The sequence below is a fragment of the Paraconexibacter antarcticus genome, from assembly GCF_024220175.1.
Lineage (GTDB): Bacteria > Actinomycetota > Thermoleophilia > Solirubrobacterales > Solirubrobacteraceae > Paraconexibacter > Paraconexibacter antarcticus.
Genome location: NZ_CP098502.1, coordinates 3,090,838 through 3,110,641 on the forward strand (window position 1 = coordinate 3,090,838; position 19,804 = coordinate 3,110,641).

Here is a 19,804-nt window from a genome sequence, read left to right on the forward strand (position 1 = left end):
TACCCTTGCCGCGCACATGCACCGTGGACCTGTCGTCATCCTCTGCGGCGGCCGGGGCACCCGCCTGCAGGAGAAGACCGCCGACATCCCCAAGCCGCTCGTCGAGATCGGCGGCCGGCCGATCGTCTGGCACGTCATCCAGCTCTACGCGGTGCAGGGCTTCACCGACTTCCTCCTGCTCACCGGGTACAAGGGCGAGCAGATCGCCGCGTTCGCGCAGGAGACGTCGTGGCCGGCGGGCGTCACCGTCACGACCGTCGACACGGGCCTCGACACCCCGACCGGCGGCCGGATCCACGCCGTTGCGGACCGGCTGCGGGCCGGCCGGTTCTGGGCCACCTACGCCGACGGCGTCGCCGACGTCGACCTCGCCGGGCTCACCTCCGCGCACGAGGGGCACGGCACGCTCGCGACGATGACCGTCGTGCGGCCGGAGCTGCAGTTCGGCGTCACCGAGATCGCCGACGACGGGACCGTCACCGGCTTTCACGAGAAGCCGCGCTCGGAGCACTGGATCAACGGCGGCTTCTTCGTCTTCGAGCCCGGGGCGCTCGACTACCTGAGCGCGTCGAGCGTCCTCGAGCGCGAGCCGCTCGAGGGGCTCGCGGGGGACGGGCAGCTGCGCGCCTTCCGCCACACCGGCTTCTGGGACTGCATGGACACGTACAAGGACGCCGTGACGCTCAACGATCTGTGGGCCGCCGGGGCCCCGCCGTGGAAGCTGTGGGACGCATGACCGCAAGCCCGGACACCGCCGACCTCCGCGCCCGCGTCGCGCAGAACGAGGGCTGGTACCACACGATCGCGCTGCCGGGCGGGGTGCTGACGCCCGGCCAGGTCGACCTGCGCACGTCGGCGCCGAAGCTCCTCCCCGACCAGCTCGACGGGCAGCGCGCCCTCGACGTCGGGACGTTCGACGGCTTCTGGGCCTTCGAGCTCGAGCGCCGCGGCGCGCAGACCGTCGCGATCGACGTCGAGGCGCTCGACGACGCGCAGTGGCCGCCGCTGAACCGCCCGAAGCTCCTGCAGCAGGTGAACGCCTGGAACATGCAGCTCGGCCGCGGGTTCGCGATCGCCCACGAGGCGCTCGGCTCGAGCGTCGAGCGCGTCATCACCGACGTCTACGACGTGACGCCCGAGAAGATCGGCGGGCAGGTCGACGTCGTCTTCGCCGGCGCGATCATGGTGCACCTGCGCGATCCGGTCCGCGCCCTGGAGGCGCTGCTCGGCTGCCTGAAGCCCGGCGGCACGCTCATCCAGATGGAGCACTTCTCGGTGCGCAACACGCTCCTCTCCCCGCGGCGGCCGACCGGCGACTTCCAGCCGCTGCGCAGCGAGTTCAACTGGATGCTCGCGAACCTCAGCCTCCTGAAGGCGTGGCCGTGGTCGGCGGGCCTCGTCGACGTGGAGCGCATCGGGTTCATGCGCCCGCCGTCCTCGAACCCGATGACCGGCTGGTACGTCGGCATCCGGTCGCGCAAGCCGGGCTGATGGACGTCGCGCTCGTCACCGGAGCCGGCGGCCTGCTCGGGACATGGCTCGTGCCCGCCCTCCTCACGCGCGGCACCGCGGTCGTCGTCCTGCAGCGCGACGGGTCCACCGGCGTCCTGCCAGAGGGCGTGACGACGGTCGCCGGCGACGTCACCGATCCGGCGGCGCTCGACGCGGCGCTCGCCGGTCGCGGCGTGGACACCGTCTTCCACCTCGCCGCCCAGTCGATCACGGGGCAGGCGATCGCCGACCCGGCGGGGACCTACGAGACGAACGTGCGGGGGACGTGGCTCGTCCTCGACGCCTGCCGCGCGCACGGCGTCGCCCGCGCCCTCGTCGCCTCCTCCGACCGGGTGTACGGCGTCGCGCCGGGGCGGGGCCCGCTGACCGAGGAGGCGCCGCTCGACGCGCGGCTGCCCTACGACGTCTCCAAGGCCGCCGCCGACCTCATCGCGCGCGCCGCCGGGGCCACGCCCGGCCTCGCCGTCGCCGCCCTGCGCACGACGAACCTCTACGGGGGCGGGGACCGCAACCGCTCGCGGCTCGTCCCGGAGCTCGCCGCCGCGATCATCGAGGACCGCCCGCCCGTCATCCACACCGACGGCAGCCCCGCCCGCCGGCACCTGCACGCCGGGGACGCCGCGACCGCGTACCTCGCCGTGGCCGACGTCCTCGCGACGGCGCCGGAGACCGCGAGCGGGCAGGCGTTCAACGTCGCCGGGGACGTCCTCTACACGGTGCGCGAGGTGGCCGAGACGGCCCTCGCGGGCGCCGGCGCGGCGCTCACCCCGGACTTCCGCGGCGCGCCGGTGCCGCCGGCCGCGGTGGACGTCCTCGACATCGACTCGGCGAAGCTCCGCGAGCTCACCGGCTGGGCCCCGACCGTCCCGCTCGACGAGGGCCTGCGCCGGACCGTCGCCTGGTACCGGCGCCACGCGGAGTCGCCGGCGCGGCCATGAGCGCGGCGGAGGACGCAGATGCCGCCCGTCCGGCGCCGGCGCTCAGCGTCGTCGTCCCCTCGCACGACCGCCCGCTGCGGCTGCGCTGGCTGCTGAACGCGCTCGCCGAGCAGTCGGCGCCCGCCGGCAGCTTCGAGGTCCTCGTCGCCCACGACTCGGCGGGCCCGGAGACGGACGCGCTGCTGCGCAGCCATCCGCTGGCGGTGACCGGGACGCTGCGCACCCTGCCGTTCGCGCCCGGGACGGCCGGCCCGGCGCAGAAGCGCAACGCCGCCTGGCGGGCCGCGGCGGCGCCGACGGTCCTCTTCACCGACGACGACTGCCGCCCGCCGGCGACGTGGGTCGCGGCGGCGCTCGACGCCTGCGCGGCAAGTCCCGGGGCGATCGTCCAGGGCCCGACGCAGGTCGACCCGGACGAGCTCGTCGTGAAGCTCCACGCGCCGCACGCCCGCACGCAGGTCGTCGAGCTCGTCGGCGGGGAGCCGTCGATCTGGGCCCAGACGTGCAACATCGCCTACCCGCGCGCGGTGCTCGAGGCGCTCGGCGGGTTCGACGAGGCGCTGCCGCTCGCGGCGGGGGAGGACACGGACCTCGCCTGGCGGGCCCGTGACGCCGGTGTCCCGGTGGCCGCGGCGCCGGCGATGCTCACCTACCACTGCGTCGAGCCCGCCTCGCTGCTCGCCCGGGCGCGGGAGTCGTGGCGCTGGCAGCACCTGCCGTACCTCACGCGCAAGCACCCGGAGATCCGCCGCTCCTACGCGGGAGGCGGGTACTTCTGGAAGCCGCAGCACGTCCGGGTCCCGTTCCTGCTCGCCGGCGCCGCGCTGCTGCTTCGCGGGCGGCCGCTCGCCGCGCTCGCCGCCGTCCTGCCGTGGGCCGTCCCGTCGCTGCCGTCCTACGGGACCGGCCTGCGCGGCCGCGCCCGCGCGGTGTCCGAGCTGCCCGCGCACGCGGTGCTCGACGTCGTGGAGGTCGCGGCGCTCGCCCGCGGCTCCGTCCGCCACCGGTCGCTGCTCCTGTGAACCTGGGAACCTGATCCGCGCGTGGACGTCACCCTCCTGAACCCCGTCTACTGGCCGGAGGTGCGCCGCGGCTCCGAGCGGGTCGTGCGCGAGCTCGCCGACGGGCTTTTCGCCGCCGGTCACCGCCCGCGGCTCATCACGAGCACGCGCGCACGACCGTCGACGACCGTGGAGGACGGGCTGACCGTCGAGCGCGTCTGGCGGCCCGACGTCGTCGAGCACCGGCTGCGCCGCCGGCTCTACGAGGAGCACCTCGCGCACGTCCCGTTCAGCTACCTCGCGCTGCGGCGCGGCGCCCGGCCGGACGTCGTGCAGGCCCTGTACGCGACCGACGCCGCCGCCGCGCTGCGCTACCGGCGGGCGACCGGCGTCCCGGTGATCTTCAGCTACATGGGCGTCCCGCACCGGATCTCGCTCGCGAACCGCCGCCGCCGCAAGGAGCTCGTCGTGGCCGCCTGCGAGGGCGCCGACGCCGTCGTCGCGCTGAGCGAGCTCGCCGCCGAGCACTTCCGCACCTGGCTCGGCGTCGACCCGCACGTCATCGCCCCGCCGGTCGACGTCGAGTTCTTCACGCCCGCCGCCGACGCGCGCGCCGCCGTGCCGACGATCCTCTGCGCGGCCGACCACACGCAGCCGCGCAAGCGGGTCGGCCTGCTCGTCGACGCGCTCGCCCACGTCCGCCGCGAGCACCCCGAGGCGCGGCTCGTCCTCTCCCGCGGCGCTACGCCCTCGCCGTGGGCCGGCGTGCCCGGCGTCGTCGAGGCCGACCTCGACGACCGTGCCGCGCTGCGCGACCACAACCGCGCCGCGTGGGTCCACGCGCTGCCGAGCGTGGGGGAGGCCTTCGGGCTCGTCCTCGCCGAGGCGCTCGCCTGCGGGACGCCGGTCGTCGGCGCCCAGGCCGAGGTCGTGGGTGGGCCCCAGGACGGCTGCGGCGTCGCGTTCGCGGCCGGCGCCGAGGACGCCGAGGAGCTCGGCGCGGCCCTGCTGGCGGCACTCGCGCTCGCGCAGGACCCGGGCACCGCCGCCCGCTGCGCCGCCCGCGCGCAGCGCTTCTCCCGCGCGGCGTGCGTCGCCGCCCACCTGGACCTCTACCGCGCCGTCGGCGCGACGGGCTGACGGCCGGCCGATGCTCGACGCCGCCCGCGAGCGCCTGCTCGCGCAGACCCCGGAGGACGCGAAGGTCCTCGACGTCGGCGGCTGGGCCAGGCCACTCCCGCGCGCCGACGCCGTCCTCGACCTGCTGCCCTACGCGACGCGCGGTCTCTACGGGACCGAGGACGACACGCCCGAGCGCTTCACCGCGGACACCTGGGTGCAGCGCGACATCTGCGACCACGAGCCGTGGCCGTTCGCCGACGGCGCCTTCGACGTCGCCGTCTGCTCGCACACCCTCGAGGACGTCCGGGACCCGGTGTGGGTCTGCCACGAGCTCGCGCGCGTAGCGAAGGCCGGCTACGTCGAGGTGCCCGCGCCCGTCGAGGAGCTCACCTGGGGCGTCCACGGCCCGTGGGTCGGGTGGACGCACCACCACTGGATCACCGAGCCCGAGCGCACCGCGGACGGGGTCGACGGGCTGCGCTTCACCTTCAAGCCGCACCTCCTCGCCGCGCCCGGCCGCCACCTCGCGGCGGGGACGACCGAGGGGCTCGCGCCCGCGGACCGCGTCGTCGCCCTGTGGTGGGACGGGACGCTCCCGGCCCGCGAGCAGGTCCTCGTCGGCGCCGACGAGTTCGACGCGTGGCTCGGAGGCCTGCTCGCCGCGCACGGCGGGCCGGCGCCGGCCCCGGGGACGCCACGCACCCCCCGGCGCCCCTGGCGGCGCTGACCGCCCGCGGGAGCGGACGGGCCGGTACCCTGAAGCGCATGTCGGGACATTCGAAGTGGGCGTCGATCAAGCACCAGAAGGCGATCAAGGACTCGCGCCGCGGCCAGGCCTTCACGAAGCTCACCCGCGCGATCACCGTCGCGGCCAAGGCCGGTGGCGGCGACATCGACGGCAACCCGTCGCTCGCGCTCGCCGTGCAGAAGGCGAAGGACGCCTCGATGCCGAAGGACAACATCCAGCGCGCGATCGACAAGGGCACCGGCGCCGGCGCGGACGCGGAGTCCTTCGAGGAGGTCATGTACGAGGGGTACGGGCCCGGCGGCGTCGCGCTCCTCATCGAGGCCCTGACCGACAACCGCAACCGCACCGGCGCGGACGTGCGGAACATCTTCACGAAGGCCGGCTGCGCCCTCGGCGAGCCCGGCTCGGTGTCCTACCTCTTCGACAAGAAGGGCGTCGTCGTCGTCGAGTCGGAGCACGCCTCCGAGGACGACCTCATGGTCGCGATCGACGCCGGCGCGGAGGACATCGTCGACAACGGCGACCACTTCGAGGTCATCGCCGAGCCGTCCGACTTCCAGGCCGTCCGCAAGGCCATCGACGAGGCCGGTATCACGATCGCCTCGAGCGAGGTCCTGTGGCGCCCGCAGGTCCGCACCGAGGTCGACGAGGAGACCGCGGGCAAGCTCTTCCGCCTGCTCGAGAAGCTCGACGAGAACGACGACGTCGGCGAGGTCCACGGCAACTACGAGGTCGACGACGCCGTGATGGAGAAGCTCGCGGGCTGAGCGCGACATCCTCGCCTGGCGGCTCGGATGCCGCCGGCGGTTGCTCGCCCAGGGGGCTCCCAACACGCCTGCCGGTGGGCACTGAACGCCATGGCCCGCCTCGTTCCACCCGTGCTGCGGGAGGAGCCGCAGTTCCGGCGGCTCTTCACCGGGCTGTCGCTGTCGGCCTTCGGCGACCGCATGACGTTCGTCGCGCTGCCGTTCGCCGTGCTGTCGATCGGCGGCGGGGCGGCCGACGTCGGTCTCGTCAGCGCGGCCGCGACGATCCCGTTCCTCGTCTTCACCCTCGCCGGCGGCGTCATCGCCGACCGCGTCCGGCGCCACCGCCTGATGATGGTCACCGACCTCGTCCGGCTCGTGACGCAGACGATCGCCGCGGCGCTGCTCATCTCCGGGCACGCCGAGGTCTCCTGGCGGTCCTGTTCGTCGTCTTCGGGACGGCGGAGGCGTTCTTCGGGCCGGCCATCACCGGGCTCATCCCGCTCACCGTCGGCCCGGAGCACCTGCAGGCCGCGAACGGGCTGCGCTCGCTCGTCCTCTCGACCGGCATGGTCACGGGCCCGGCGGTCGCCGGCGTGCTCATCGCGACGGCGGGCCCGGGCTATGCGCTCGCGGTCGACGCCGCGACGTACGCCGTGAGCGCAGCCGCGCTCGCCGGGCTGCGGCCCCGCGTCCCCGACCCGGAGGACGCGGACGGCACCGACCCGGGCTTCCTCGCCCAGCTCCGCGCCGGCTTCGCCGAGGTCCGATCGCGGACCTGGGTCTGGGCGGGCCTCGTCGGCATCGCCGTCTACCACGTCGTCCTGCCCTCGATCTTCGTGCTCGGCCCCGTGCTCGCCGATCGCGAGCTCGACGGAGCCTCGAGCTGGGCCGTCATCACCGTCGGGTTCGGCGTCGGCGCGATCGTCGGGGACCTCGTCGTCATCCGGCTGCGCCTCAGCCGGCCGATGCTCGTCTCCTGCTGCGGGCTCGCGGTCGCCTCCTGCCAGGCGCTCATCGTCGGCAGCGGCTTCCCCGTCGCGGTCATCGCCGTCCTGGACGGGGTCACCGGCGTGGCCGTCTCCCTGTACTTCACGCTCTGGGAGCTCTCGCTCCAGCAGCACATCCCGCCCGCCGCGATCTCCCGCGTGTCGAGCTACGACTACCTCGCGTCGGGCGGCCTGATGCCCGTCGGGCTCGCGCTCGCGGGGCCGGCGGAGGCCGCCTTCGGGCTCCACGCGACGCTCCACGCGATGACGCTCATCGCCGTCCCCTTCGCCCTCGTCCTGATGGCGCTTCCGGCGGTTCGGGCGCTGCGGGCTTTGGACGCCGTGCCCGCTGCACCCTGATCTCACCGCCGACGTTCTTCAGGCGCTTGGCCCCGGCGAGCGACCAGTGCACGCCGTCGGGGACCTGGTCGGCGACCTCGTTCGTCGCGAGCACCGAGCCCGCCCGGGCGACGCCGGTGATGCGGCTCGCGAGGTTGACGGGGGCGCCGAACCAGTCGCCCGCCCGGCTCACGGCCGGCCCCGACGCGATCCCGACGCGGAGCTGGGGGAAGTCCTCGCCCTCCTGCTCGGCGACCTCGACGAGCCGCAGCGCCGCCTCGACCATCGCGGGCGCGTCCGGGCTCACGAGCAGCACGGCGTCGCCGATCGTCTTCACGACGCGGACGGGGGCCTGCACCGCGTCCTCCGCGAGGGCCTCCAGGCGCCCGGCGACGGCCCCGAGCACCTCGGGCGGGACCTGCTCGCCCATCCGGGTGAAACCGACGAGGTCGGCGAACGCGACGACGACCTCGCGCGCGCCCGGCAGGTCGCCGCCGGCCCGCTCCTGCGCCGTCACGATCTCCGTCGCGACCGCCTGCCGCAGGTGGATCCGCAGGATGGTCTCCAGCAGCGGGCCGAGGGACGGCGCGAGCAGCGCCGACGCCTCCTGGTAGTTGCGGGCGAGCTCGAGCTCGGTCGCGCCCGGCCGCAGGACGACCTCGAAGGTCACCTGCCGCAGCAGCTCGGCGATCTGCGCGAACGCCCGCGAGAGCATCCGCGAGACGGTCAGCACCTGGTCCTCGCTGAGGCCCGCGTCGACGTAGGTCCGGGCGATCCGGGCGGCGTCGACGTCGAGGTCGGTGAACAGCGCGCCCCCGTCCTCGTCGGTGTCGGCCTGCACGCCGCTCGCGCTCTGCAGCGCGCGGAGGAAGGCGAGGCCGACGTCGGCCCGCTCGGCGACCTCCTCCTCGCTGAAGCGGGCGGTGCCGGTGATGACGCGCTCGGAGGGGAGGAGGACGAGCGTCTGCGTGTCGGTCGCCCGCCGCAGCTCGGTGAGCGTCCGGCCCTCGTCGGTGGCGAGCCAGCGCAGCAGCTCCAGGCGCTCCTCGCGCGCGTCGCCCTCGAGCCCGTCGAGGAGCCCCGCCGCCACGAGCTCCTCGTCGGTCGGCGGGCCGGCGTCAGGACGGGGGGCGTCGCTCATCGGGCGCCAGCGTAGCCGCGGCGCGCGGCTCAGGCGACGAGGGGGGAGCCCGACTGGCGCAGCGCATGGAGGTGCCCGATGAGCGCCTCGGTGACCCGCGGGTCGAACTGGGTGCCCGCGCAGCGCGCGAGCTCGTGGACGGCGTCGGCGTGCGGCATCCGGGCGCGGTAGGGCCGGTCGGAGGTCATCGCGTGGTACGTGTCGCAGGCGAGGATGATGCGGCTGCCGAGCGGGATCGCCTCCCCGGCCAGCCCGTCCGGGTAGCCCGAGCCGTCGAAGGACTCGTGCTCGTGGCGGACGATCCGGGCGACCGTCCCCAGGCCCGGGATCGCCTGCAGGATCCGCCAGCCGATGACGGGGTGCTCGCGCATGAGCTCCCACTCCTCGGGGTCCAGGCGCGCCGGCTTGTTGAGGACGTGGTCGGGGATCGCGACCTTGCCGATGTCGTGCAGCAGCGCCGCGGTGCCGAGCCGCTCGACGTCAGGCAGGTGGAGGCCGAGCGAGCGCCCGACCGAGCGCGCCATGTCCACGACGGACTCGGAGTGCTCGCCGGTGTAGCGGTCGCGCTCGAGCAGGGTGACGGCGAGCGCCTCGATGACGTCGGTGTGGGGGTTGTGGAGCGGCGCCTCGCCGTCGTCCCCGGGGCCGGCGGTCTGCAGCCCCGCGTCGACCCGGCCACCGCCCGCGCGGCGGGCGCGGTCCAGGCCGAAGGACGCCCGGCCGAGCAGCGCCTCGACCGTGCCGCCGCGGACGTGCTGCGCGGCGCCGGCGGAGATCGTGAGCGGGCCGACGCCGTCGACCTCGGCGTCCTCGACCCGCTCGACCATCCGCTGGGCGCAGCTCACGGCGCCGTCGAGCGCGGTGTCGGGGAGGAGGACGGCGAGCTCGTCGGCGCCGGTGCGGCCGCAGATGTCGGTCGTCCGGGTGACGTCGCGGAGATGGTCGGCGAGGACGGCGAGGGCGATGTCGCCGCCGGCGGCGCCGCGCGTCGCGTTGAGCTCGCGGAAGCCGTCGATGTCGATGAGCGCGAGGCTCACCGAGTTGCCGCTGCGCCGGGTGCGCTCGAGCTCGCGGGCGGCGGCCTCGCGGAAGGCCTCGAGCGTCAGGAGCTGCGTGCGGGCGTCGCGGCCGGCGGCGGCGAGCCGCTCGCGTTCGAGCGAGCGCACGCGCTCCTGGGCCGCGGCGAGCTGCTCCCGGAGGAACGCGAGCTCGGGGTCGGGTGTCGCGGCGCGGCGGCGCATCACGGGGTTCGTATCGACAGCGCCGCATGCTTCTTTAGTGGCCATTCGGCCAGGAATGCGCGGCGCCGGGGCGGAAGGCATCCGGCCCGCCCCGCAGAATCACGAACACATGATCGTGCTCGGCATCGACCCCGGCCTCGCGAACACCGGCTTCGGCGTGGTCGCGCGCCGTCGCGGGCGCCTCGTGGCGCTCGACGGCGGGGTCATCACGACGGCCTCCGCGATGGCGGGCGAGCTGCGGCTCAAGCGGATCTTCGACGCCGTCACCGAGCTCATCGCCTCCCATGAGCCCGACGCCGTCGCCCTCGAGAACCTCTACTTCGGCGCGAACGTCGGCAGCGCCATGGCGGTCGGGCAGGCGCGCGGCGTCGTCCTGCTCGCCGCCGGACAGCGCGGTCTCGGCTGCCACGACTACACCCCGCAGCAGGTGAAGTCGGCGGTCTGCGGCAGTGGCCGGGCCGCGAAGGACCAGGTCGCCCGCATGGTCCAGACGCTCCTGAGCCTGCCCGAGCCCCCGCGTCCCGACCACGCCGCGGACGCGCTCGCCGTCGCGCTCTGCCACGCGAACCACGCCCCGCTGCAGCGCGCGGCCGCCCTCGCGGGGGCCTCGGCGTGATCGCCCGGATCGCCGGCGAGGTCGTCGCCCGCCGCGCCGACCACGTCATCGTCGAGACCGCGGGCGGCGTCGGCTACCGCGTCGCCGTCTCGGCGTCGACGCTCGAGCACGTCCCCGCGGTCGGCGGGGCCGTCAGCCTCCACACGGAGCTCATCGTCCGCGAGGACAGCATGGCGCTCTACGGCTTCGCGACCGAGGAGGAGCAGGACCTCTTCACCATGCTGCTCGGCGTCCAGTCGGTCGGGCCGAAGATGGCCCTGGCCGTGCTCTCGGGCGGCTCCCCGCGGGAGCTCGTGACCGCCCTGGCCGCCGGCGACGCCGCCCGCTTCCAGGCCGTGCCGGGCATCGGCAAGCGGACGGCCGAGCGGATCATCGTCGAGCTGCGCGAGAAGGTCGGCGTGCCGGCCGACATGGTGCCCGCGCTCGGCGACGTCACCGCGTCGCGCGGGGACGACCCGCGCCTGCTCGCCCGCGACGGCCTCCTGGAGCTCGGGTACGACCTCGTCGAGGCCGACCGCCTGCTCGCCGGCGCCGAGCCCGGCCTCTCCGCGGAGGCGCTCATCGGCCACGCGCTCAAGCAGGCGGCCCGGCGATGAGCGACATCCCCCGGATCCACACGCCCGGCATCCTCGACGAGGACGACGCCGTCGCGGTCACGCTCCGCCCGCGCCGGCTGCGCGACTTCGTCGGCCAGGAGGGGCTCCGTGAGCAGCTCGCGGTGTCCGTCGAGGCCGCCCGCGCCCGCGGCGAGGCGCTCGACCACGTCCTCTTCGCCGGCCCGCCCGGCCTCGGCAAGACGTCGCTCGCCCAGATCCTCGCCGAGGAGCTCGGCGTCCCGTGCGTCTCCACCGCCGCGCCCGCCCTCGAGCGCAAGGGCGACGTCGCCGCGTTCCTCACCGCGCTGGAGCCCCGCAGCGTCTTCTTCGTCGACGAGATCCACCGGCTGCCGCGCGCGCTGGAGGAGACGTTCTACCCCGCCATGGAGGACGGCAAGCTGCCGATCACCGTCGGGCAGGGGGCGGGCGCGCGGGTCATGACGCTCGACCTGCCGCCGTTCACGCTCGTCGGCGCGACGACGCGCGCGGGCCGCCTGACGACCCCGCTCCGGGACCGCTTCGGCATCCAGCATCGCCTCGAGCCCTACGGCGTCGCGGACCTCGGCCTCATCGTGCAGCGCAGCGCGGGCATCCTCGGCATCGAGCTCGCCCCGGACGGGGCGGAGGCGATCGCCGCCCGGTCCCGCGGCACGCCGCGCGTCGCGAACCGGCTGCTCAAGCGGGTGCGTGACTACGCGGAGGTGCGGGCCGGCGGCGTCGTCACGGCCCCGGTCGCGGACGCCGCGCTCGGCCTCATGGAGGTCGACCGCCTCGGCCTCGACCGCCTCGACCGCGAGATCCTCGGCGCGATCTGCGAGAAGTTCGAGGGCGGGCCCGTCGGCCTCTCGACGCTCGCCGTCGCCGTCCAGGAGGAGACCGACACGCTCGAGGACGTCTACGAGCCCTACCTCCTGCAGTGCGGCCTCATCAAGCGCACGCCGCGCGGGCGCGTCGCGACCTTCCGGGCCTACGCCCACCTCGGGCTGGAGCCGCCCGCGACGGATCCCGCGCTCTTCTGAGGGACCGGCGTCCGGAGCGGCGCCGGCGCCCCGACGTGGAAGCCCTGCACGTAGTCGATGCCGTGGGCCCGCAGCCACTCCTCCGTCGCCTCGTCGCAGACGTGCTCGGCGATCGTCCGCTTGCCGAGGTTGCCGGCCATCTCCGCGAGCGCCTGCACGAGGCACTGGCTCGTATGGCTCGTCGAGAGGTCGCGCACGAACGTGCCGTCGAGCTTGACGTAGTCGAAGTCGAGGTGCTTGAGGTAGCGGAAGGACGTGAAGCCGGCGCCGAAGTCGTCGAGGGCGAGCTCGCAGCCGCTGGCGGTGAGGGCCTGGGCGAAGCTCCGGGCCCGGCTGACGTTCACGACCGCGGCGGTCTCGGTGATCTCGAAGACGAGGCCGCTGCCGTCGGCGCCCGCGTCGGCGATGGCCTCCCGGACGTACGCCGCCATGGCCGGGTCGGTCATCGACTTCGCCGACAGGTTCACCGCGAAGCTCACCGGGCTGCCGGCGGCCTGGTGCGCCGCGAGCTCGGTCGCCGCCCGCCGGACGACCCAGCGGTCGATCGCCTGGATGAGCGAGGAGCGCTCGGCGGCGAGGAGGAACGCGGAGGGGAGGAGCAGCTCGCCGTTCTCGCCGATCATCCGCAGCAGCAGCTCCTGCCGCTCCACCGGGTCGCCGTGCAGCGAGCGGATCGGCTGGCCGAGGAGGACGAAGCGGTCCTCGGCGAGCGCCGACCGGATGCGGTCGCTCCACCGTTCCGCCTGGCGGAACACGGGATCCCGCTCGGGCGACGAGAACACCCGTGCGCAGCCGCGCCCGGCGTCCTTGGCGTCGTAGAGCGCGAGGTCGGCGCGCGTCATGAGCTCCTCGTCGGTCAGCGCGCGGCCCGGGCCGTAGAGCGCGATCCCGACGCACGCGCTGGCCGTGGGCGCGCCGTGGGCCGACGCGAGCGGGGCGCCCTCCCGGAGCCGGCGGAGGAGGTCGGTCGCGACGGCGAGCGCCGCCGAGGCATCGGCGCCGGGGACGAGGATCGCGAACTCGTCGCCACCGAGCCGCGCCGCGACGTCGGTCTCGCGCAGCCGCTCGCGCAGGATGTCGGCGACGGTGACGATGAGCGCGTCGCCGACCGCGTGCCCGAGCGTGTCGTTCACGGCCTTCAGGCCGTCGAGGTCGAGCATGATGACCGCGCCCGCCGCCCCGGGGGTCCGGCCGTCCCCCGACGACGCGCTGCAGCTCCTCGCCGAAGCGGCGGCGGTTCAGCAGCCCCGTGAGGGCGTCGTGGTCGGCGAGCTGCTGCAGCTCGGCCTCGAAGCTCTTGCGCTCCGTCGCGTCGTGGACGTGGACGACGTGGTGGAGCACGGTGCTGTCGGCGGCCAGGACCGGCGCCGAGCTCAGCGTGACCCAGATCTCGCGGCCGTCGGCCGTGGCGAGCCGCAGCTCGCGGGCCTCGGTGCTGCCGCCCCCCCGGGTTCGGGACGCGCTCCTCGTCCGGGTGGACGAGCTGCTGGCAGCACATGCCGACGATCGCGTCGCGGTCGTAGCCGACGAGGTCGCACAGGGCCTGGTTGACCTGGGCGATGCGCCCGTCGGGGTGGATGATCGCGCTGCCCCAGGTGGCCGCCTCGAGTGCGGTCCGCAGGCGTTCCTCGGACTCGCGGCTCGCGGTCTGCGCCGCGATGAGCTCGGTCGCGTCCCACAGCACGCCGTGCAGCAGGGCGGGGCGCCCGTCCGCGCCGGGCGTCGCCATCCCGCGGGCCTGGAAGGCGCGCCGGCTGCCGTCCGGGCGGGTCATCCGGTACTCCACGACGTACTCGCCACCGTCACGGGTGACGACGGCGATCGCGTCGGCGACGCGGTCGCGGTCCTCGTCGTCGATGCGCCACATGATGTCGTCGAGGCTGCCGTCGAGCGTGCCCGGGCTGAGCCCGAACATGAGCTCCACGTTCTCGTCGAGTTCCGTGCGGCCCGTCCGGAGGTCGAGGGTCCAGGCGCCGACGTTCGCCGCGCGACAGGCGAAGCGGAAGCGCTCGGCGATCGCGAGGCTGCGCTCGGCCTCCTCCCGCTCGATCGTCGCCCGCGCGAGGGCCAGGCGCTGCTCGGAGCGCATCCGCTCGTCGGCGAACGCCTGGCCGGCGCCGAGCGCGGCCCCGACGCGGGTCCCGAGCGCCGTGAGGAACCGCAGGTGGGCCTCGTCGCGGGGGCGCGACGGGCTCAGCCCGCACACGAGCAGTCCGTGTCCGCCGAGGGCGACGACGCCGGCGTGCGTGACGGGCAGGCCGGACTGGGCGTGGGTCACCGCCGGGAAGCCGGGGGGCAGCGCGACGATCTCGGGGTCCGCGCCGGCCGGCGCGGGCGGCCACGCGGCATCCCGCGCAGCCGGCAGGCCGCCGAGGCCGGGCCCGGCCACCGGCGCGTACCCGCGGCCGTCCTCGCCGGGGAGGTAGACGTGGGCGAACGGCACGTCGTCCGGATGCCGCGCCATCGCCGCCACGACCTGGTGCGCCGCCTCCTCCCGCGTGGCCGCGTACCCGGTCGTGATCGCGGCGAGGGCCCGTCCGCGGCGGTCCTCCAGGACCTGCTGGGTGGCCTCGGTCGCGGCGACGTAGATCCCGGCGCCCGAGCCGTCCGGCCCCTGGATCCGGCTGTAGGACCAGCTGAAGTACGCATCCTCGACGGTGACGTCGTCGCGGGCCGCGCCACGCTCGACCCACAGCAGGACGTTCTCCGACCACGTCGCGACCCCGGTCGCCATGACGCCGCCGAGCATCGGCTCGAGGATCGGCCAGACCTCGGCCCACGTGTCCTGCATCCGGCATCCGAGCTGCGGGTGCTTGCCCCCGTAGATCGGGATGAACGCGTCGTTGTAGATCTGGATGAGCTCGGGACCCCAGCAGATGAGCATGGGGAACCGCGACCCGTGAACCATGGTGACGGCGACCCGGAGGGTCTCGGGCCAGTGCTCCACGTCGCCGAGCGGGGTGCGGGACCAGTCGGCGGTGCGGAGGCGGTTGACCATGTCCCCTTCCGCAGGAAGGGCATCGAGCCATGAGGGCACGACCTGTGCATCGGCCCGGGGCAGCTCGAGCTTGAATCAGCAGGAGGGGCGCTGCCCGAGCGGCAGGTACTGCGGCGCCTTGCCGGCCTGCAGGAGGTAGCCCGTCGGGCTGCCGTTCAGCGGGACGCGCGTGCCGTTCACCCGCATGACGACCGAGTCCAGGCCGACGTTCACCCGGATCCGCGGGCCGCGGAAGGTGCGCGTCCCGGTCAGGGTGCCCCCGAACAGCCGGTGGCCGGCGCCGTCGTCGACGCAGAGGTAGCTGGGGACGGACGCCGTGAGCGAGACGACGACCCGACGACGGGCGGCGCGCCGGCGGGCAGCGGCACGGGCGGCCGCGGCCCGCCGGCGGCGCTGCTCCGCGGCCCGGCGGCGACGGGCCCGGGCGACGGCGGCCGCGTCCGTCTTCGGGGTGGTCGCCGGCGTCGTCGTGGTGGCCGGCGTCGTCGTCGTCGCGGCCGGGGCGGTCCCCGCCGTCGTCGGGGTGCTCGCCGTCGTGGGGGCGGTCGCCGTCGTCGCGGGGACGCTCGCGGTCGCGGCGGTCGTCGTCCCCGCCGGGAGCGACGACGCGCGGTCCCCGCCGCCCGAGCCGCTGAGCGAGGCGGCCGCCGCGACCCCGCCGATGACGGCCGCGAGGGCGACGACGCCCAGGACGAGGGTCCGGCCGCGGCCGCCCGCCGGGCCGCGGCCCGGGTCGAGGGTCACGCGGGCGCCGGGGGAGGCGTCCGTGAGCGCCGGGTCGACCGTCACCCCGGCGATCTGGAGCGCCCGCTGGACGCGGGCCCGTGCCGCCGGGCCGGCCTCCGGGCCCTCGCCGAAGGCCGCCAGCAGCTGCTCCGCCGTCGGCCGGCGGTCGACGGGGCGTCCGTCGCGCGCGCTCGCGGCGATCCGCTGGGCGATCTCGGCGTCGGCGAGGGAGACGGGCGGCGGCGGGGAGTCCGGCATGCTGCGGGTGGTCTACCAGCCGGTGGGGACGCTCGTCGTCCGCCCACCGCGTACCCTGTCCGGAGCGACGGAGGGGCCGTTAGGGTCTGCGCTCCGCTCGATACCTCCGATGGCCCACTTCTTCATCTGTCCCAACTGCGGCAACCGCACCGCCGCCAACGATCGCACCGCAGGCTTCCGAGCCCAGCCCAAGGGCTGCGCGAAGTGCGGCTTCGGCTTCCTCTTCGAGCTGCTGGACGACTACTACCCGGCCCCGAACGCCGCGTTCTTCGCCTGCAACCAGGAGGGGAACGTCATCGCCTGCGGCCGCGGGTCCTTCCAGCTCACCGGCCTGGACGACCAGGCGGTCATCGGTCGCCACGTGTCGGCGGTGCTGGGCCTGAGGTTCGACGCCGGCGACGATCCCGTCCAGACCGCGCTGGAGTGGGGCGTGCGTCAGCTGTCCAAGGCGGTGCAGGTCAACGCCGAGGGCGATCTCCCGGCCCGTGCGACCGCCGACATCTTCCCGGCCTACGACGACGACGGCGGGCTCCTGCTCGTCCTCACCCCGATCAACTAGGCGTCTCCGCCCGAGCACCGAGCAGGCCATCTCATGACCGACCGTCGCCGCAATTCCCTCATCCTCGGACTCGTCGTCCTCCTCCTCCTCGGGTCGATCGGCGCCATCGTCGCGAAGAAGACCCGCCTCGGCCTCGACCTGAAGGGCGGCGTCGAGCTGACCTACCAGGCGAAGCCGACCAAGGGCGTCGCGCTGAACGGCGAGGCGATCAACCGCGCGATCGACATCATGCGCAAGCGCGTCGACGCGCTCGGCGTCTCCGAGCCGGAGATCCAGCGCTCGGGCTCGGACCAGATCACCGTCTCCCTGCCGGACGTCAAGAACGCGAAGGACGCCGAGCAGCAGGTCGGCACGACGGCCCAGCTCTTCTTCTACGACTGGGAGAAGAACGTCGTCGGGCCCAACGGCAGGCCGATCCCGAACGACTTCAACGTCACCGGCGGCCCGCAGGCCGGCACGACCGGCTGCTTCCCGGAGTACGACGCCCTCGCCCGCGCCGCCCGGCGCCCGCCCCAGAACGCGACGACCGCCTCGTCCCTCGGGCGCTGGTACCTCGTCAACAACAAGACCCGCACGGTCGTTGCGGGCCCCGGCGACACCGTCAAGGACCTCCGCTCCAACGAGGGCGTCCTCACCTACCTGAAGAAGCACCCGCAGGCGACGCTCGCCCCGAAGCACGTCAACGAGGGGACGCTTCTCGTCCAGCAGGAGACGACCGCCACGACGGCCAAGGAGAACGGCGGCAACGGCCCCGACTGCTACTACGTCCTCAACGACTCCTACGCGCTCCGCGGCACCGACATCAAGAACCCGGAGCAGAACTTCGACCAGAACACCCAGGCGCCGAACGTCACCTTCGACTTCACGAGCTCGGGGCGGAAGAAGTGGCAGAAGGTCACCCGCGAGATCGCCCAGCGCGGCGCGGGCCTCATCGCGACGGCGGACGGCACGCCGCTGACCGATCCGCAGCAGAAGTTCCAGCACTTCGCGATCGTGCTCGACAACCAGCTCGTGTCGGTGCCGTACATCGACTACCAGCAGAACGGCGACGGCATCGACGGCTCCAACGGGTCGGAGATCTCGGGCGGCTTCACGATCGACTCGGCCCAGCGCCTCGCGAACGAGCTGAAGTACGGCGCGCTGCCGGTGAAGCTCGACCTCATCTCGCAGTCCCAGGTCTCGGCGACGCTCGGCAAGGCCGCCCTCAACCAGGGCCTCGCGGCCGGCGCGGCGGGCTTCCTCATCGTCGCGCTGTTCCTCCTCTTCTTCTACCGCGTGCTCGGCGCCATCGCGGTCGTCGCGCTCGTCGTCTACTCGATCTACTTCTTCGCGCTGATCAAGCTCATCCCGATCACGCTGACGCTGCCGGGCATCGCCGGCCTCATCCTCACGATCGGCGTCGCCGCCGACGCGAACATCGTCATCTTCGAACGCGTGAAGGAGGAGATCCGCGGCGGCAGATCGATCGCCGCGGGCGTCGCGGCCGGCTACAAGAAGGGTCTCGCCGCGATCATCGACGCGAACGTCGTGACGTTCATGACGGCGTTCATCCTCTTCGTTCTCGCGACGGCGGGCGTCAAGGGCTTCGCCCTCGTGCTCGGCATCGGCACGCTCGTCTCGCTCTTCACGGCCGTCCTCCTGACGCAGGCGATCCTCGCCCTGCTGTCCAAGAGCAGCCTCGTGAACTCGGCGAGCGCCCTCGGCGCCGCCGACCGCAACCTCGACAAGGACCACCTCCCGTGGCGCGGCTTCGACTTCATGGGCGCGTCGAGGTGGTTCTTCTCCGCCTCGGGCTGCATCCTCCTCATCGGGGCGCTCGCGATCGGCGGGAAGGGCCTGCACTTCGGCATCGACTTCGACTCCGGCACCCGGATCAAGGCCGCCTTCGTGAAGCCCACGACGGAGAACCAGATCCGCGACACGATCGTCGCCGCCGGTGCGGACAGCGGCTCGAAGATCCAGCGCGTCAACGACAAGGACCTCGGGCCGAACGCGTTCCAGATCTCCACGTCGCAGCTCAAGCCGGCCAACGCGAACAAGGTCACGAGCGCCTTGGACAAGGCCTACACGATCAAGGGGTCACCCGACACGACTTCGATCGGGCCGACGTTCGGCAACACCGTCGCCAAGGGCGCGATCATCGCCATCGTCGTCTCGCTGCTCGTCATCAGCGCGTACATCGCGATCAGATTCGAGTGGAAGTACGCCGTGCCCGTGCTCATCGCGCTCATGCACGACATCCTCATCGTCTCCGGCGTGTACTCGCTGACCGGCCGGGAGGTGACCACGTCGACCGTCGCGGCGCTCCTCACCATCCTCGGTTACTCGCTCTACGACACGATCATCGTGTTCGACCGCATCCGGGAGAACATCCCGCGCATGCCGCGGGCCGCGTTCTCGCAGATCGTCAACCGCTCGATGGGCGAGGTCCTGACCCGGTCGCTGGCGACCTCGTTCTCGACCGCCCTGCCGATCTTCGCGCTGCTCATCTTCGGCGGGGATACGCTGAAGGACTTCGCGTTCGCGCTGCTCATCGGCACGCTCTCCGGCGCGTACTCGTCGATCTTCATCGCCGCGCCCGTCTTCCAGCACTGGAAGGAGCGCGAGCCGGTCTACGCCCGCCGCGCCGCCCGCATCCGCACCGAGAACGGCGGCGTCGTCCCGGCCTACGCGACCGGCGCCGCCGGGCAGCTCGTCGAGGTCAAGCCGAAGAAGACGGCCAAGCGCCGGATCACGGCGCCGGACGACCCGGCGCAGGGCGTCTCGCCGAGCGAGTTCAAGCAGCTCGTCGAGGAGCTGCACGCCGATGCGCCGGCCGCCCCCGCGGAGCCGGAGCTCGATCCGTCCGCCGACGCGCGCCCGGAGGACCTCGTCATGAAGGACCGGCCGAAGAAGCCCAAGGGCTCGAAGCCGCGGAACCGCAACCACGGGAGGAAGCGCTGATGGGCGCCATGGCCTGGGTCATGATGGGTCTCGCCATCTGGCACTTCACGATCTTCCTGCCGGATCGCTTCTGGGGCGGGATCGTCGGGGCGTTCTGCGGGGCGCTGTTCGGCTCCTTCCTCGTCGCGCTCCTGCTCAGCGGGTTCACGATCCCCGGACGCCACGACGTCCACCTGCTCACCGCCCTGGAGGGCATCCCCGGCGCGCTCATCGGCATCGCCGCCGTGTACTTCGAGGGCGTCCGCCGCGAGAAGCACGCGCCCCCGGAGACGCTCGTCGCGTAGGCCTGACCCGCGCGGGCCGGGCCCCTGC

General features: G+C 74.1%; 18 protein-coding genes and 3 pseudogenes. 15 read left to right on the top strand and 6 right to left on the bottom strand.

What is annotated here, in order from left to right; genetic code table 11:
- Window positions 1–16 precede the first annotated feature (16 nt).
- The 9 genes and pseudogenes from NBH00_RS15160 to NBH00_RS15200 all read left to right on the top strand — a co-directional run bounded on the left by NBH00_RS15160 (window position 17) and on the right by NBH00_RS15200 (window position 7,416).
- Window positions 17–736 carry a sugar phosphate nucleotidyltransferase gene (locus NBH00_RS15160; protein ID WP_254569432.1) on the top strand — a complete coding sequence of 240 codons (720 nt, stop codon included), beginning with the start codon at window positions 17–19 and terminating at the stop codon, window positions 734–736.
- Window positions 733–1,491, top strand: coding sequence for a class I SAM-dependent methyltransferase (locus tag NBH00_RS15165; RefSeq protein ID WP_254569433.1), 759 nt, complete (start codon window positions 733–735; stop codon window positions 1,489–1,491). Before NBH00_RS15160 ends, NBH00_RS15165 begins: the two co-directional genes overlap by 4 nt.
- Window positions 1,491–2,450, top strand: coding sequence for an NAD-dependent epimerase/dehydratase family protein (locus tag NBH00_RS15170; protein WP_254569434.1), 960 nt, complete (start codon window positions 1,491–1,493; stop codon window positions 2,448–2,450). Before NBH00_RS15165 ends, NBH00_RS15170 begins: the two co-directional genes overlap by 1 nt.
- The gene (locus tag NBH00_RS15175) at window positions 2,447–3,472 is read left to right on the top strand and encodes a glycosyltransferase family 2 protein (protein WP_254569435.1); all 1,026 of its coding nucleotides are present in this window, start codon (window positions 2,447–2,449) and stop codon (window positions 3,470–3,472) included. Before NBH00_RS15170 ends, NBH00_RS15175 begins: the two co-directional genes overlap by 4 nt.
- A gap of 21 nt (window positions 3,473–3,493) precedes the next feature.
- A complete protein-coding gene (locus tag NBH00_RS15180; RefSeq protein ID WP_254569436.1) occupies window positions 3,494–4,591 on the top strand; it encodes a glycosyltransferase family 4 protein in 1,098 nt (365 codons plus the stop codon).
- Between the two features lie 10 nt (window positions 4,592–4,601).
- Complete coding sequence (locus NBH00_RS15185) at window positions 4,602–5,300, top strand: class I SAM-dependent methyltransferase (protein ID WP_254569437.1); 699 nt, start codon at window positions 4,602–4,604, stop codon at window positions 5,298–5,300.
- Between the two features lie 38 nt (window positions 5,301–5,338).
- Window positions 5,339–6,088, top strand: coding sequence for a YebC/PmpR family DNA-binding transcriptional regulator (locus NBH00_RS15190; RefSeq protein ID WP_254569438.1), 750 nt, complete (start codon window positions 5,339–5,341; stop codon window positions 6,086–6,088).
- Window positions 6,089–6,268: 180 nt separating this feature from the next.
- Window positions 6,269–6,430: pseudogene (locus NBH00_RS25540) on the top strand (MFS transporter); the annotation flags it as partial.
- 122 nt (window positions 6,431–6,552) lie between these two features.
- Window positions 6,553–7,416 carry an MFS transporter gene (locus NBH00_RS15200; RefSeq protein ID WP_254573734.1) on the top strand — a complete coding sequence of 288 codons (864 nt, stop codon included), beginning with the start codon at window positions 6,553–6,555 and terminating at the stop codon, window positions 7,414–7,416.
- Here NBH00_RS15200 and NBH00_RS15205 read toward each other — a convergent pair.
- Entirely contained in the window at window positions 7,328–8,536 is a 1,209-nt protein-coding gene (locus NBH00_RS15205) for an adenylate/guanylate cyclase domain-containing protein (RefSeq protein ID WP_254569439.1), read from the bottom strand. The two genes, NBH00_RS15200 and NBH00_RS15205, sit on opposite strands and share 89 nt — an antisense overlap.
- A gap of 29 nt (window positions 8,537–8,565) precedes the next feature.
- A complete protein-coding gene (locus NBH00_RS15210; protein ID WP_254569440.1) occupies window positions 8,566–9,777 on the bottom strand; it encodes a bifunctional diguanylate cyclase/phosphohydrolase in 1,212 nt (403 codons plus the stop codon).
- Window positions 9,778–9,886: 109 nt separating this feature from the next.
- Between NBH00_RS15210 and ruvC the strand changes: the two genes are divergently transcribed.
- From ruvC to ruvB, 3 genes are read left to right on the top strand one after another with little or no spacing between them, the layout of a single operon-like run.
- Window positions 9,887–10,393, top strand: coding sequence for a crossover junction endodeoxyribonuclease RuvC (ruvC, locus tag NBH00_RS15215; protein WP_254569441.1), 507 nt, complete (start codon window positions 9,887–9,889; stop codon window positions 10,391–10,393).
- Window positions 10,390–10,989: a Holliday junction branch migration protein RuvA gene (gene ruvA, locus NBH00_RS15220; RefSeq protein WP_254569442.1), complete on the top strand. Its 600-nt coding sequence runs from the start codon at window positions 10,390–10,392 to the stop codon at window positions 10,987–10,989. The genes ruvC and ruvA overlap by 4 nt, the downstream gene beginning before the upstream one ends.
- The gene (gene ruvB, locus NBH00_RS15225; protein WP_254569443.1) at window positions 10,986–12,008 is read left to right on the top strand and encodes a Holliday junction branch migration DNA helicase RuvB; all 1,023 of its coding nucleotides are present in this window, start codon (window positions 10,986–10,988) and stop codon (window positions 12,006–12,008) included. Before ruvA ends, ruvB begins: the two co-directional genes overlap by 4 nt.
- Here the strand turns inward: ruvB and NBH00_RS15230 are convergent.
- The 4 genes and pseudogenes from NBH00_RS15230 to NBH00_RS15240 form a co-directional block, all read right to left on the bottom strand.
- Entirely contained in the window at window positions 11,957–13,168 is a 1,212-nt protein-coding gene (locus NBH00_RS15230; RefSeq protein ID WP_254569444.1) for a putative bifunctional diguanylate cyclase/phosphodiesterase, read from the bottom strand. The two genes, ruvB and NBH00_RS15230, sit on opposite strands and share 52 nt — an antisense overlap.
- Window positions 13,169–13,346: 178 nt before the next feature.
- Window positions 13,347–13,427: pseudogene (locus NBH00_RS25545) on the bottom strand (hypothetical protein); the annotation flags it as partial.
- A 52-nt stretch (window positions 13,428–13,479) separates the two neighbouring features.
- Window positions 13,480–15,006: pseudogene (locus NBH00_RS15235) on the bottom strand (PAS domain-containing protein); the annotation flags it as partial.
- 75 nt (window positions 15,007–15,081) lie between these two features.
- Entirely contained in the window at window positions 15,082–15,990 is a 909-nt protein-coding gene (locus tag NBH00_RS15240; protein ID WP_254569446.1) for a hypothetical protein, read from the bottom strand.
- A gap of 109 nt (window positions 15,991–16,099) precedes the next feature.
- Here NBH00_RS15240 and NBH00_RS15245 point away from each other — a divergent pair, with 109 nt between their 5' ends.
- Genes NBH00_RS15245 through NBH00_RS15255 form a run of 3 tightly spaced genes read left to right on the top strand, consistent with a single transcriptional unit; the run spans window position 16,100 to window position 19,776 of the window.
- Window positions 16,100–16,549 carry a hypothetical protein gene (locus NBH00_RS15245; RefSeq protein WP_254569447.1) on the top strand — a complete coding sequence of 150 codons (450 nt, stop codon included), beginning with the start codon at window positions 16,100–16,102 and terminating at the stop codon, window positions 16,547–16,549.
- Window positions 16,550–16,582: 33 nt separating this feature from the next.
- Window positions 16,583–19,492, top strand: coding sequence for a protein translocase subunit SecD (secD, locus tag NBH00_RS15250; RefSeq protein WP_254569448.1), 2,910 nt, complete (start codon window positions 16,583–16,585; stop codon window positions 19,490–19,492).
- The gene (locus NBH00_RS15255) at window positions 19,492–19,776 is read left to right on the top strand and encodes a hypothetical protein (RefSeq protein WP_254569449.1); all 285 of its coding nucleotides are present in this window, start codon (window positions 19,492–19,494) and stop codon (window positions 19,774–19,776) included. Before secD ends, NBH00_RS15255 begins: the two co-directional genes overlap by 1 nt.
- The last annotated feature ends 28 nt before the right edge of the window (window positions 19,777–19,804 follow it).

Excerpts from the sequence above, each read along its gene's own strand:
- NBH00_RS15255 (WP_254569449.1), top strand. The coding sequence starts at position 19,492 with ATGGGCGCCATGGCCTGGGTCATGATGGGTCTCGCCATCTGGCACTTC.
- NBH00_RS15230 (WP_254569444.1), bottom strand. The coding sequence starts at position 13,168 with ATGCTCGACCTCGACGGCCTGAAGGCCGTGAACGACACGCTCGGGCAC.
- NBH00_RS15175 (WP_254569435.1), top strand. The coding sequence starts at position 2,447 with ATGAGCGCGGCGGAGGACGCAGATGCCGCCCGTCCGGCGCCGGCGCTC.
- ruvB (WP_254569443.1), top strand. The coding sequence starts at position 10,986 with ATGAGCGACATCCCCCGGATCCACACGCCCGGCATCCTCGACGAGGAC.
- NBH00_RS15165 (WP_254569433.1), top strand. The coding sequence starts at position 733 with ATGACCGCAAGCCCGGACACCGCCGACCTCCGCGCCCGCGTCGCGCAG.
- NBH00_RS15210 (WP_254569440.1), bottom strand. The coding sequence starts at position 9,777 with ATGCGCCGCCGCGCCGCGACACCCGACCCCGAGCTCGCGTTCCTCCGG.
- secD (WP_254569448.1), top strand. The coding sequence starts at position 16,583 with ATGACCGACCGTCGCCGCAATTCCCTCATCCTCGGACTCGTCGTCCTC.
- NBH00_RS15170 (WP_254569434.1), top strand. The coding sequence starts at position 1,491 with ATGGACGTCGCGCTCGTCACCGGAGCCGGCGGCCTGCTCGGGACATGG.
- NBH00_RS15245 (WP_254569447.1), top strand. The coding sequence starts at position 16,100 with ATGGCCCACTTCTTCATCTGTCCCAACTGCGGCAACCGCACCGCCGCC.
- NBH00_RS15160 (WP_254569432.1), top strand. The coding sequence starts at position 17 with ATGCACCGTGGACCTGTCGTCATCCTCTGCGGCGGCCGGGGCACCCGC.
- NBH00_RS15240 (WP_254569446.1), bottom strand. The coding sequence starts at position 15,990 with ATGCCGGACTCCCCGCCGCCGCCCGTCTCCCTCGCCGACGCCGAGATC.
- NBH00_RS15185 (WP_254569437.1), top strand. The coding sequence starts at position 4,602 with ATGCTCGACGCCGCCCGCGAGCGCCTGCTCGCGCAGACCCCGGAGGAC.
- NBH00_RS15190 (WP_254569438.1), top strand. The coding sequence starts at position 5,339 with ATGTCGGGACATTCGAAGTGGGCGTCGATCAAGCACCAGAAGGCGATC.
- ruvC (WP_254569441.1), top strand. The coding sequence starts at position 9,887 with ATGATCGTGCTCGGCATCGACCCCGGCCTCGCGAACACCGGCTTCGGC.
- NBH00_RS15205 (WP_254569439.1), bottom strand. The coding sequence starts at position 8,536 with ATGAGCGACGCCCCCCGTCCTGACGCCGGCCCGCCGACCGACGAGGAG.